The sequence below is a fragment of the Pseudomonas sp. DC1.2 genome, assembly GCF_034351645.1.
GTDB lineage: Bacteria > Pseudomonadota > Gammaproteobacteria > Pseudomonadales > Pseudomonadaceae > Aquipseudomonas.
This window is the reverse complement of record NZ_CP133782.1, coordinates 2,252,217-2,265,397: the sequence shown is the minus strand read 5'-3', so window position 1 is coordinate 2,265,397 and position 13,181 is coordinate 2,252,217. Positions and strand designations below refer to the sequence as shown.

Genomic DNA, 13,181 nt, shown 5'->3' with positions numbered 1-13,181 from the left:
TGGACTTAAAATGCAGTGCATACAGTTGAGCGGATTTTCAGCCTGAATCCAGGGTTTAACCCATCAAACCGTATGCAAGTACCAGTTGTACTCAAGGTCAGAGATCGAGTTCTCGAACTCGGCCAGCTCGCTTTCCTTGCACGCCACGAACACGTCGATATACAGCGGGTCGATGTACTTGGCCATGACTTCGCTGTCGTCCAGCTCGCGCAGTGCATCGCGCAGGTTGTTCGGCAGGCTCTGTTCGTTTTGCTCGTAGCTATTGCCTTCGACGGGCGGCCCCGGCTCGATCTCGTTAGTCAGGCCGTGGTGGATACCGGCCAGGACTGACGCCATCAGCAGGTACGGATTGGCATCGGCGCCGGCTACGCGGTGTTCGATGCGCACCGAGTCGGCGGAGCCGGTTGGCACACGTACCGCAACGGTCCGGTTGTCGATGCCCCAGCTTGGCGAGTTCGGCACATAGAACTGCGCGCCAAAGCGACGGTACGAGTTGACGTTCGGGCAGAGGAACGCCATCTGTGCCGGCAGGGTCTCGAGCACACCGCCGATCGCGTGACGCAGTGCGGCGTTCTGCTCGGGATCCTCGCTGGCGAAGATGTTGTTGCCTTGCTTGTCGAGAATCGAAATGTGTACATGCAGCCCATTGCCCGCCTGGCCCGGATACGGCTTGGCCATGAAGGTGGTGTCCATCTCGTGGTCATAGGCGATGTTTTTCACCAGACGCTTGAGCAGCACCGCGTAATCACAGGCTTTGATCGGGTCAGAGACGTGATGCAAATTGACTTCGAACTGTGCCGGGGCGCTTTCCTTGACGATGGCGTCAGCCGGAATGCCCTGCTCTTTCGCACCTTCGAGGATGTCTTGCAAGCAGTCGACGTACTCGTCCAGATCATCGATCAGGTAGACCTGAGTCGAGTGCGGACGTTTGCCGGATACCGGCGAGCGTGGCGGCTGCGGACGACCGTTCACGTTGTCCTGGTCGATCAGGTAGAACTCAAGTTCAAAAGCGGCGCAGATGGTCAGGCCCATGTCGTCGAACTTGGTCACCACTTGGCGCAGGACTTCACGCGGGTCGGCAAAGAAGGGTTGGCCTTCAAGTTCGTGCATGGTCATCAGCAATTGCGCGGTGGGGCGTTTTTGCCAAGGCTCGATGCACAGAGTATCGGGGATGGGGTAGCAGATTCGGTCGGAGTCGCCGATGTCCAGACCCAGGCCAGTGCTTTCCACCGTCGAACCGTTGATGTCCAGAGCAAAGAGAGACGCCGGGAGGTTGATGCCTTTTTCGTAGACCTTATGAAGACTGGTGCGCTCGATACGCTTACCGCGCACCACGCCGTTCATATCCGCAATGAGAAGGTCGACGTACAAAACCTCAGGGTGTTTCTTGAGGAATGCGTTTGCTTCGTTGAGTTGAACGGCACGCAGAGGGACCGACATGATGCACCTATTGGCTGTTAATTATTATGTTCACTGCACTTTCGAGGGCCCAGTCAATCCGAAAGCCAAAGTGAAGTCAATAGCGAACACCTGGCCTCGCAGCGCTATTTTATGCGCCTTTTTGCTGGACTAGAGTGCTAAAGCAGCCTTGCTACCCTGTCGATACTGATCTCCGGACACACGGCGTTTAGAATTTTTTACATGAGAGTTGTTAATTAAAATCAACAAGGCTAAGCTCCGGAAAAGCTCGTTCAAGTGTGAAACTTCGAGGTGATAAAAATGGCACTCAAGCCATTGATCGGTGTGACTGCGTGCGTCAAACAGATTGGCCTGCACCCCTACCACGTCAGCGGCGACAAGTACTTGCGTGCTGTCAGCGTCGCGGCTTTGGGGTTGCCGGTGATCATTCCTTCGTTGGCTGAACTGACTGAAATCGATGACCTGCTCGCGCAGCTCGACGGTCTGCTGCTGACCGGCTCGCCTTCGAATGTGGAGCCCTTCCACTATCATGGCCCCGCCAGCGCCCCCGGCACGGATCACGATCCGGCGCGGGATGCCACGACCCTTCCTTTATTACGTGCAGCCATCGCGGCTGGGGTGCCGGTGCTCGGTATCTGTCGCGGTTTTCAAGAGATGAACGTCGCGTTCGGTGGCAGCCTGCATCAGAAAGTTCACCAACTGCCCGGCATGCTTGATCACCGCGAGGCAGGCCACCCAGAGCTAGCGGTGCAGTACGCTGCGGCGCATGCGGTCAATGTGCAGCCAGGCGGTGTGTTCCAAGCGCTGGGGCTGCCGCAGACGTTTGAGGTGAACTCAATTCATAGCCAGGGCATCGACCGACTGGCGCCCGGCCTGCGGGCTGAAGGCATCGCGCCGGACGGTTTGATCGAAGCGATTTCCGTCAAGGACAGCAAAGGCTTCGCTGTCGGCGTGCAGTGGCACCCGGAATGGCAGGTGCTGAGCAACCCTCCTTATTTGAGTATTTTTCAGGCGTTTGGCGACGCTTGCCGGCAACGAGCGGCACTGCGCAATTCGCGCTGACTTAAACACGATTGATCCATTTACTGCCCCCGTGGGCCAGGCGGGCGCGCTTTTGTGCGCCCGTCCCTCACGACAACAACACACTGCGATAACAACAAGTACGACCAGGCAGCCAGGACGGCGGCGCCGAATAAGCCCGGACAGTATGGGCCAGAGGGTCAACTTCCCCCCAGGGGATCAGCGATCTGACGGACTGGCACCGTATGACACAGGCTTGCAATCAACTATTAAGTCAGGCCGTGTTGGCCCGACGACTGAAACCTGTTGGGAGTTTCACATGGCAAATGCCTCCAGCACTTACAGGAAGGCTCTTGAAGGTCACCAAGCCCCGAAAAAGGTCTTGGTGAAAATCGATCGCGTCACCAAAAAATTCGACGAAACCACTGCGGTGGACGATGTGTCTCTGGAGATCCATCAAGGCGAAATCTTCGCCCTGCTCGGCGGCTCCGGCTCAGGAAAATCGACGCTGCTACGCATGCTCGCTGGCTTTGAACGCCCGACCGAAGGGCGGATTTTGCTCGACGGTGTGGACATCACCGACATGCCGCCTTACGAGCGGCCGATCAACATGATGTTCCAGTCCTACGCCCTGTTCCCGCACATGACCGTGGCGCAAAACATTGCCTTCGGCCTCAAGCAGGACCGTCTGTCTTCGAGTGAAATCGAGGCGCGGGTCGAGGAAATGCTGCGACTGGTCCACATGACTCAGTACGCCAAGCGCAAACCCCACCAGCTTTCCGGTGGCCAGCGTCAGCGTGTGGCGCTGGCGCGCTCCCTGGCCAAGCGGCCGAAGCTGTTATTGCTCGATGAGCCGATGGGCGCGCTGGATAAAAAGCTGCGTTCACAAATGCAACTGGAGTTGGTGCAAATCATCGAGCGGGTCGGCGTGACCTGCGTGATGGTGACCCACGATCAGGAAGAGGCCATGACCATGGCCGAACGTATCGCGATCATGCACTTGGGCTGGATCGCACAGATCGGCAGCCCGATCGATATTTATGAAGCGCCGGTCAGCCGCATGGTCTGTGAATTCATCGGTAACGTGAACGCTTTCGACGGCACCGTGGTTGATGATCAGGAAGGTCACGCGATCATTCACAGCCCGGACCTGGAGCAAAAGATTTACGTCGGTCACGGCGTGAGTACATCAGTGCAGGACAAGTCGGTCACATACGCCATTCGCCCAGAGAAAATGCTGCTCAGCACCGTCAAACCCGAGACTCGCTACAACTGGTCCCAGGGCAAGGTGCATGACATCGCCTACCTCGGCGGGCACTCGGTGTTTTACGTGGAGCTGCCTGGCGGCAAGATCGTCCAGTCGTTCATGGCCAACGCCGAACGCCGTGGTGCGCGGCCAACCTGGGACGATCAGGTTTATGTGTGGTGGGAAGACGACAGCGGCGTGGTGCTGCGCTCATGAAAACCTTCAATCAGCAATTCCTGAGGCTAGTCCCCAGCGGGCGCAAAATGGTGATCGGCATTCCGTTCATCTGGCTGTTCCTGTTTTTCATGCTGCCATTCTTCCTGGTAATGAAAATTAGCTTCTCCGAAGCGGCGCTGGCGATCCCGCCGTACACCGACATCTACAATTTCGTTGACCAAAAGCTGCAAGTGCTGCTGAACCTCGGTAACTACACGCTGCTGACCCAAGATGAGCTTTACATCTCGGCTTATCTGGGCTCGTTGAAGGTTGCGTTTTTCAGCACACTGATGTGTCTGGTGATGGGCTTCCCAATGGCCTACGCGATTACCAAGGCCAGCAAAGAAGCGCAAAACGTACTGATGCTGCTGATCATGATGCCGACCTGGACCGCAATCCTGATCCGCGTTTACGCGTGGATGGGCATCCTCAGCAACAACGGTTTGCTTAACGCGTTTTTGATGTGGACCGGGCTGACGTCAACGCCGATCGAGATCCTTAATACCAACACCGCGGTCTACATCGGCGTGGTGTACGCGTACCTGCCCTTCATGATTCTGCCGCTGTACGCCAACCTGGTGAAACACGATGGCAGCCTGCTGGAAGCCGCGTCCGACCTGGGCTCGAGCAACTTCAACAATTTCTGGAAAATCACCGTGCCGCTGGCCAAGAACGGAATCATCGCCGGGTGCATGCTGGTGTTTATCCCGGTGGTCGGTGAGTTCGTGATTCCGGAACTGCTGGGCGGCCCCGAGACGCTGATGATCGGCCGCGTGCTCTGGCAAGAGTTCTTCAACAACCGCGACTGGCCGGTGGCCTCTGCCCTGGCGGTGGTGATGCTGTTGATCCTGATTGTGCCCATTCTGTTGTTCAACCGCAGCCAGGCCAAAGAGATGGAGGCACGGGGATGAAACGCTTCGGATTTTCGAAATTCATGCTGGTGTTCGGCCTGTCGTTTATCTACCTGCCGATGCTGATTCTGGTGATTTACTCGTTCAACGCCTCGAAGCTGGTGACAGTGTGGGGCGGCTGGTCGGTGAAATGGTATGTCGGGCTGATCGACAACACGCAACTGATGGGCTCGGTAATGCGCTCGCTGGAAATTGCTTGCTACACCGCGATTGCGGCGGTGGCGCTGGGCACATTGGCGGCGTTCGTCCTGACCCGCGTCACGCGTTTCAAGGGCCGCACGCTGTTTGGCGGTTTGGTCACAGCGCCTCTGGTGATGCCTGAAGTGATCACCGGCCTGTCGCTGTTGCTGCTGTTCGTAGCAATGGCGCAGTTGATCGGTTGGCCACAAGAGCGCGGTTTGATGACGATATGGATCGCCCACACCACGTTTTGCGCCGCCTATGTAGCGGTGGTCGTTTCGGCGCGCTTGCGTGAGCTGGACCTGTCCATCGAAGAAGCCGCCATGGACCTCGGGGCGAAACCATTGAAGGTGTTTTTCCTGATCACCATTCCTATGATTGCCCCGTCACTGGCGGCCGGCGGCATGATGTCGTTTGCCCTATCGCTGGATGACCTGGTGCTGGCGAGCTTCGTCTCTGGCCCAGGGTCTACGACGCTGCCAATGGAAGTGTTTTCGGCCGTGCGGCTTGGCGTGAAGCCTGAGATCAACGCCGTGGCCAGCCTGATTCTGCTGGCAGTTTCCATCGTCACGTTCATGGTCTGGTTCTTCAGCCGCCGGGCCGAAGCCACACGTAAACGGGCGATCCAGGAAGCGATGGAGCAAACCGCCAGCGAGTCATGGCAGCAACCAAACAAGCAGCGGGTTGAAGCGACGGCCTAGGGCCGTCGCGTTTTACGCTTTTGCTTATCAGCTTAAAAAAACAAGAAGGGAATGGTACCGATGAAAATGTTTGGCAGGACTCTGCTGACACTGTCCTTATTGGGCGTGATCGCTAACGGCGCCCACGCCAATGACAACGTGCTGCGCGTCTACAACTGGTCGGATTACATTGCCCCGGACACCCTGAAAAAATTTGAAAACGAGACGGGCATCCGCGTGACCTACGATGTCTTCGACAGTAACGAAACCCTGGAGGCGCGGTTACTTGCCGGAAAATCCGGTTACGACATTGTGGTGCCGTCCAACAGTTTTCTGGCCAAACAGATCAAGGCTGGCGTGTATCAGACGCTGGACAAATCAAAGCTACCCAACTGGAAAAACCTCAACCCGGTCCTGCTGAAAAATGCATCGGCCAGCGATCCCGACAATGCTCACGCCTTCCCCTACATGTGGGGCTCAATTGGCATCGGTTTCAACGCGGCCAAGGTCAAGCAAGCGCTCGGCGCCGATGCACCGACCGACTCCTGGGACCTGCTGTTCAAACCGGAAAACGCTGCCAAATTGAAAGCCTGCGGTATCAGCTTTCTGGACTCACCCACGGAAATGCTTCCGGCCGCCCTGCACTATCTGGGCTACCCGGTGAACTCCCATGACACCGCGCAAATCGCTGAAGCTGAAGCGCTGTTCATGAAGATCCGACCGTCGGTGGCGTACTTCCATTCATCGAAATACATCTCCGATTTGGCCAACGGCAACATCTGCGTGGCGGTCGGCTACTCCGGCGACGTGCTGCAAGCCAAGGCCCGCGCCAAGGAAGCCGGCGACACGGTGAAAATCGACTACAGCATCCCGAAAGAAGGCGCTGGCAGCTTTTACGACATGGTCGCCATCCCACGGGACGCGGCCAACGTGGAGAACGCCTACCGGTTCATGGACTTCCTGATGCGTCCAGACATCATCGCCGAAGTCACCAACAGTGTCGGCTACAGCAACGCCAACGCAGCGGCCACACCGCTGGTGGATGAAGCGATCCGCAACGATCCCGCTTCGTATCCGTCGCAGCAAGTCATGGCGACGCTGTACGCCATTCCGGATTTGCCGATCGGTATCCAGCGGGTGATGACCCGAGGGTGGACGCGGGTGAAGCTCGGAAAGTAATGCTCGATGGGTTGATCGTTCCAGCGCTCACCAGGGAGCAATCAACCAAGCGCTGTGTGTTCCGTGCTGCGCTGGATCATGGGTCGATTGGCAGGATGGTCTTTTCGCGCGGATGCCAATCACCAGACTCGGCGCCCTACCCGGCCGGCGGTTCGACGCTGTTCGCCAGGCTGCCTTCGATTTGCGCGGCCATGTACAGCGTGCCCGCCATCACGCCGGTGGTCGGGTTGTGCAGCAATTTCAGCCAGGCCTGATCAAACGTATTACCCAAGCTGCTGCGAATCAAAGCCTCGCTGTCGGGACGGTCATTGGCCTGAACAATCGCGCGCACGCCGGCAACGCCAACGGTAATCAACCCCCCTGCCAGCTTTCCCGCCACCGCCGCCACTGCACTGGCGGCACCGCGTGGGGCCATTTCGGCCTGCATGCGTTGACTGGCACGTTTGGCCACCGGTGCCATGGCGGCGTCGGTCGCCGCGATGCCTTTGTCACCTCCGTCCTTGTGGATCTTGTCGATCAGCGCCGCGTAGGCCGGCAGCGTATTCAACGGTTCGGTAGTCACCACCTGAAACAGCGAAGCGTCGCGGGTGGACGGCGGTCCTAGCGCAATCGCAGGGATTTTCTGCACATGACCATTGAGCTGAGCCATCGGAATGCCATGGCGCTGCGCGATCACCTGCAATTGCTGGCCGACCAGTTGCACGTAAAACGCCGTGGACTGATCGAGGATCGCAGTGGGGTCGATCTCCACCGCTACCGGCGCCAGCACCCGCTTCTGATACTGCTCCAGCAGATAATCCGCCAAGCGCTTGGCCGAGGCATCCTGCTCGTCACCGGCACTCATGGAATACCAACTGACCTTCATCGACAGCCATTCCTGGGTCCAGTAGCTGCTGAACCAAGGGATGAATTTTTCCTCGGTCTGTTCGTAAATCCGCGTGCGCCAATGATCCATGGAGCCGCTCGCGAAGAACCTCGCCTGCTCGGAGGCCTGCTGCGAGGCACTGACAATCTCTTGATCGACCTGACGCCACGTACCCGGCGAAACCAGCACGGGCGCCACCACCGGGGCACGCGCAGACGTGGCACACCCGGCCACGATCACCAGCACGACGACGATCAGCGAACGCACGTTCAAGATCGCGGTTTCCTAAAGTCGGCCCCGAGCAAAATGCGCGGGGCTCATCAGCCTGCAAAGTTGAGTATAGGTGGTGGGATTGCCCTCCTCACGACCAGCTCCTCGGCACGCGTTTACACTAATTTGCGAGCCGAATGTAGTAGTTATGTAGCCCTGTTCGTCGTCTGCTCCTCGTTAATGTGTGCTGAGTCGATTTTCAATTTTTGCGCTGCCTCTCCATCGTCGTCGCAGCGCACTTTCATCACTCATAACGACAGGATGTCCCGGACATGAACGCTTCCCCGAACTCACTGCCGCGCTCCTCACCCGAGGAATTGCTGCGCCAGCTCAGTCTTCATACCCACGCCATCCAGCAGATGCTGATCTCCCAGCCTGTTTTCACCACGGTGATGGACGCCGAATTACGCCGACACCTGAACGCCCTCGCCCCCGGTGCAACGCTCAACCCCGACACCGTGTTCCTCAACGAGTACCGCTACGACGCCGCGCCGGTGGGTAGCGACGCGACCGGTGCTCAGGTGCCTCGCCTCACTCGCTCGCGTTCATTGATCCAGACCCTCCAGGACGCCATCGCCACCGGCAGGACACCGACCTTGCTCGCTAAAGAGCCAAGAGCCAGTGGCGAGGACCGGGCTGCGGGCTTCTACCGAGAAATTCGCCGCACGGGCCAGGACGGCGAAATCGCTGAACTCACGTTTACCCGCTTTAACACGCTGATCGAACAGCTTAGGCAAGACAGCCAGACCACTTACGAACGCCAGCTCCAGACATTCTGGTCGGCGCCACACCCATCCTCTTGCGGCCTCAGTGTCCTCGACGCCGTGAGCCAACGGCAACGTGAAGTGTTTCGCCTCGAAGCGGCCCTGAAGCTGGTCGAGGTCGAGCAACAAGTCACCGAAGCGACCCAGGCGCTGGCCGAACTCAGGACAACACACTCAGCAGGCGAACCCTCGATCACCCTCGCTCAACAAACGCTGGCCACGGCCAACGATCAACTGACGCTTCTGGCGACGGGTGCGCGGCTGATTGAAGCCCTTCTGAGCGACGAAGCAACCACCGATGGCCGCTTTAATCTCAGCCTTTACGCTGACGGCCAACCTGACTGGTCCGCGCCGATTGCCGGCGCCTTCGTACTTGCCGACCAACTGCACACGACGCACCCGGTGGTTCTTTACACGCCGCACTACGGGGTTGAGACCTTCGAAAATTTTTCCACCATGGAAAACAGGCTGCGACTCCGGCTGGTCAACGTAGCGGACAGAACCGCTCTGCTGACCAGCGTACCCATCAGCGAGCGGGGCCGCGCAACGGAGGTTTTACGCAGTGCTCAGTCCCTGCGCTATACCGCAATAACCGGACAGGTCTTCAGCGAAAACCTGCAGTCACAGCGAGACCAGCAGGAGGCCGATATTAGCCATGGCATGCGCGCTCTTCGCTCCACGTTTGAGGCCTTGAACGCTACTGTGCAAGCAACATTGGCGTTACCGCTGGGGGGCAATAAACACCTGCTGGCGCGCCATCCCGCCCCGCCCCCGCCCACTCTAATAGGGCAAAGCCTGCCAACTGACAGTGCGCGGCAGACACACCTGATACGACTTTGGAGCTCGCTTAACGAGCAGTTTGAGGCGGTGCTGGACAAAGCGCTTCATCCCTCGCTCAACACGGTGTTGCCGGAGCTGCTGCAACAGACCTTCCCGCAGCTGGCGACTGGGGTGGGCATCGAAACGCTGTATGTCAATCGCTACCGGACTGACCGCTCGGATATCCGCTACTTTGAATCGTCCAGGCCCCTGACAAGGGCGCTGTCAGATCTATTAGGGTGGGAAAACTCTTCGGAAGAGGTGGCTGTTGAAAACGGCGTGGAGGAAGGTGTCTTTCACAGCCCCACGGCGTTCAATAAAGCCGAGCAGGTCGCCCAAGAAGGCTCGCTCATGGGGTTGGCCGACAGTATTCAAACTCGGTTGCCTGCGCAAATCTCGGCGTTCTGGCGGACGCCGGTAGCGGCCGGGCTAACCTGCCCACAGGCGAGACTGACAGATATTCATCGCCAGTGCCTGGCGGCCCAGGCCCAGCTACGTTCGGCTGACCAGACACTCTCTCCACTGGCACGACTTCTGATTGATCGTGTAATGCAGTATCCGTCCCAGGCCCAGCGTGAGGACGTCTTCCGCCACGGTTCTCGCCCTGGGGTCTATCAATTGAGGGTGGAAAACGGCACGCCGGAAGGCGAAAGACTGGCCACAAGCTTCATCCTGACGCCCAGCGACGGCGCTTGGACAACAACACCCCACTGGCCGAGCGGGCATAAAAACGTCAGTACCAACGGGGTGGGTGGCAGCGTCGTCCATGGCCCGGTGGTGCTCTACACCCCAGGCAAGGGCTTTGAAGAATTTCCCTTGCTGGAATCGCTCCACCAAACGCTTGTAGCTCGAATTAATGGCGGCACAGAAGACGGTAGATTGCTCGGCAATGGCTTGCCGCTGTTGGTGGCGCTAACGAAAACCGGGATGTGGGGTGACGATCTACGCAGCACGTTTGTACCGATTGCAGGGGACTTTGTCGTCGACTGCGTACAGGCGTTACTGGACAAGCAGCAGCACGACATCGAGACGCAGCTAGGCCTGGGCGTAGACTTTATGGAGCAGGACAGCAACGCACTTGCCGAACTCGCAGAACAGCTGGACATGGCCGCGGCGTTTTGGGTGCGCAACCAACTGCTGCTGGAAAACAGCCGGCAGGACTGGGAGCGGCAGTTGAGTTCGGCGGACCAGACGACACTGAAAACCTATGCAAAGGCTGCCCTTATCGAAGAGCAAGCCCTGGTCAATTTGTGGCGAGCGATTCCCACGTTGCAGGGCTACGCCAAGGAAAAGGTACTGAACAAAATACAAGACTTCCTGATACGCCAATGGCCAGAGGGTCACGCCGAGGCAGACGCTTCCTCACAACGCATTGATCCAGACAAAGTCATTGTTACCCGCGTGACGGCAGTTCGCCTCAACCAAAGCGGCTTTGGGATGTTGCACGAAGGTCTTGAGCCCGTGGAACGGATGAGCCTGACCGACCTGACACTGAAAAATAACAAGCCGTGGGAGCGGAGCCTCTCCTGGACCGCAACGGACAGCATGGGCGCCACACTCACCAACGCAGCTGGTACGCCGGTGCGCGATCACCAGGGCAAGCCTCTCACTCTCACGAAAGACGTCCTTGAACAGTGGGTCAAAGACATCAATGTCGGTCCCAGCTACATCACTGACGTGCTCAAAAAAAAGCTCGACCCGGACACCACAACGGGCGAGCCCTATATCCTTAAGGCGGCTTGGAGTAGAACCCAGGCGGCAGCTCTGCGATATGCGGCGGCATTGGCCCGGCTCAGTCCAGACGCCTACCACTCATCACTGCCCACTGACGGCACAAAAAAACTGGGCGCAGCTTGGGTAGCGGCCGTCATTGCAGCGCCGGACGCGACACTACGCAACGGCGTGGCGGGTAAGGCCGTCGTCGCCAATGCGCTGATGTTTAATCCGGACAACGTCCCCGGAGGCCTACCGGAACAGCGGGTAAACGGTGTATTGGTGATTTCCACCGACGAGCATCAGGAGGTCATCCTGTACACGCCAAATGCGCCGGACGGGATGGCGTTCAGAGAAGTGAAGAGCGAGTCCGAAATGGCCAGACTGCTCCGAGCAACGGCCTGGCAGGTCTACCTCAAGGAGCGACTGCCGGCCGGAACGCGCTTGCTCAATATGCAACTGGCACCGCACACCGGAAATGTTCTGGACGGGATGTACCGACAGAACTTCTTGTACTTGATCGAGCAGACTGACGCTCAAACGATCAGTAATGCAGAGTTACAACGCCAGTCAACGTTCAACAGTGTGATGTTCGGAATTGAGGTAGCAACAGCGGTGATAACGATGTTCCCGTGGGCAACACATCAGACAGCCTCCGCTTTGGGGTGGTTGGGGAAAATCGCACTGAGGTCGGCACAGACCTTGCGCCACTTGGGGCAGAAAATTCCGGGGCTGATTACGCGTCAGGGGATCGCGGGCCGGCTCGTGATAAAGGTAGCAACCGAGACCGCCGCACGGGCAGGCGAAACCACAAGCATCGGAATCAAACCGCTCCGGGTGGCCAGTGTCGCGCGGCCTCTGACAGGAGCCAGTGCGGGAACACCGATGAGCCAAACCGCGTCGGCGACGCTGCATAACGCGTTCCGACAGCAGCGGCGCAACCTGGCGTTCGCGGGGGGCGTTCCTTCCGGTTCGTCCCTGTCAGAAGGAACCGGCATTTACCGGGCACCCGGCGGCGAACTGCTGATCCGCCATGTGAGCGAGATGGGCGATGAGGTGGTCTACCGTATCCAGAACTCGTTCAACCTGTACGGTAAAACCGGATTAGTCGCGAAAGTGCTTACCCCCAGTGGCGCTTCAACATCATTCAAACTGAGGCGACTGCCGAACAAAACGTGGACGCTGGACACACTGGAGCGCCTCCCAGGCGGGAAGCCGGAGAAAGTCAGCGCTGAACTGCTTCAGGAATGGCAGACAGCAGTCACTCTGTCACCGGCGCTCAAACCACATAACTTTTTTTTAACAAGAGGCATCACTTACCAAACCTGGGCCAAGCTCGTATCGGCGAAAAACGGCCGGCTAACAACGTTGGGCCTACAACGACTTAACCCCGGCGGCTTTAAAAAATTCACCGATGAGCTATTTTTGGAGTGGGTAGAGATGCAGGAGTTTAATGAAGCAGCCGCAACCGCGTTCAGAAATGAGCACCGAATTAAACTGTTGATTTGGAATCAATACCTCGACGCCAAAGGCGTACCGAATGCAATGGGCTTGGAGAAGCTCGCGAGACTGAAAAAACCTACAAAAAAAATTACAGACGCCCTATTGCTCGAATGGAAGGCACTGGCCCAGCAACCTGGTTATCAGAATCGACTCGCGGTGGAGAGCTTTGCCCGTGAGCACGACCTGTACTTGAATTCATGGTTAAAGTACGTGGCGAATGACGGAAGCTTCAGGCTGACACCGAGTACCCTGAATCGGTTTCAACGTCTGCAGCTTATCCCTGGGCCCTCACAGCCACGGGTCATCGATTAGACATTTCTTGCCATCTTCAAAGTCCTGTGTCGTTTGAACTTACGCCACCACACACGTCATGACGCTCATTAACTTCACACTTAC

General features: G+C 58.0%; 8 protein-coding genes. 6 read left to right on the top strand and 2 right to left on the bottom strand.

Annotated features, from left to right (window positions below):
- Positions 1-63: 63 nt before the first annotated feature.
- A complete protein-coding gene (locus tag RHM68_RS10255; RefSeq protein ID WP_322222542.1) occupies positions 64-1,440 on the bottom strand; it encodes a glutamine synthetase family protein in 1,377 nt (458 codons plus the stop codon).
- Between the two features lie 279 nt (positions 1,441-1,719).
- Between RHM68_RS10255 and RHM68_RS10250 the strand changes: the two genes are divergently transcribed.
- From RHM68_RS10250 to RHM68_RS10230, 5 genes are all read left to right on the top strand, one after another.
- Complete coding sequence (locus RHM68_RS10250) at positions 1,720-2,481, top strand: gamma-glutamyl-gamma-aminobutyrate hydrolase family protein (RefSeq protein ID WP_322222540.1); 762 nt, start codon at positions 1,720-1,722, stop codon at positions 2,479-2,481.
- 277 nt (positions 2,482-2,758) lie between these two features.
- Positions 2,759-3,901, top strand: coding sequence for a polyamine ABC transporter ATP-binding protein (gene potA, locus RHM68_RS10245; RefSeq protein WP_322222538.1), 1,143 nt, complete (start codon positions 2,759-2,761; stop codon positions 3,899-3,901).
- Complete coding sequence (locus RHM68_RS10240; protein ID WP_322222536.1) at positions 3,898-4,812, top strand: ABC transporter permease subunit; 915 nt, start codon at positions 3,898-3,900, stop codon at positions 4,810-4,812. Before potA ends, RHM68_RS10240 begins: the two co-directional genes overlap by 4 nt.
- On the top strand, positions 4,809-5,693 hold the full coding sequence (locus RHM68_RS10235) for an ABC transporter permease subunit (RefSeq protein WP_322222534.1): 885 nt from the start codon (positions 4,809-4,811) through the stop codon (positions 5,691-5,693). Before RHM68_RS10240 ends, RHM68_RS10235 begins: the two co-directional genes overlap by 4 nt.
- 60 nt (positions 5,694-5,753) lie before the next feature.
- On the top strand, positions 5,754-6,851 hold the full coding sequence (locus tag RHM68_RS10230; protein ID WP_322222532.1) for a polyamine ABC transporter substrate-binding protein: 1,098 nt from the start codon (positions 5,754-5,756) through the stop codon (positions 6,849-6,851).
- Between the two features lie 136 nt (positions 6,852-6,987).
- Here RHM68_RS10230 and RHM68_RS10225 read toward each other — a convergent pair whose 3' ends face one another.
- Entirely contained in the window at positions 6,988-7,989 is a 1,002-nt protein-coding gene (locus RHM68_RS10225; protein ID WP_322222530.1) for a hypothetical protein, read from the bottom strand.
- Positions 7,990-8,258: 269 nt separating this feature from the next.
- On the opposite strand from RHM68_RS10225, the gene RHM68_RS10220 reads away from it, so the two are divergent.
- Entirely contained in the window at positions 8,259-13,097 is a 4,839-nt protein-coding gene (locus tag RHM68_RS10220) for a dermonecrotic toxin domain-containing protein (protein ID WP_322222528.1), read from the top strand.
- Positions 13,098-13,181: the final 84 nt, after the last annotated feature.

Excerpts from the sequence above, each read along its gene's own strand:
- RHM68_RS10220 (WP_322222528.1), top strand. The coding sequence starts at position 8,259 with ATGAACGCTTCCCCGAACTCACTGCCGCGCTCCTCACCCGAGGAATTG.
- RHM68_RS10235 (WP_322222534.1), top strand. The coding sequence starts at position 4,809 with ATGAAACGCTTCGGATTTTCGAAATTCATGCTGGTGTTCGGCCTGTCG.
- RHM68_RS10230 (WP_322222532.1), top strand. The coding sequence starts at position 5,754 with ATGAAAATGTTTGGCAGGACTCTGCTGACACTGTCCTTATTGGGCGTG.
- RHM68_RS10250 (WP_322222540.1), top strand. The coding sequence starts at position 1,720 with ATGGCACTCAAGCCATTGATCGGTGTGACTGCGTGCGTCAAACAGATT.
- RHM68_RS10255 (WP_322222542.1), bottom strand. The coding sequence starts at position 1,440 with ATGTCGGTCCCTCTGCGTGCCGTTCAACTCAACGAAGCAAACGCATTC.
- potA (WP_322222538.1), top strand. The coding sequence starts at position 2,759 with ATGGCAAATGCCTCCAGCACTTACAGGAAGGCTCTTGAAGGTCACCAA.
- RHM68_RS10240 (WP_322222536.1), top strand. The coding sequence starts at position 3,898 with ATGAAAACCTTCAATCAGCAATTCCTGAGGCTAGTCCCCAGCGGGCGC.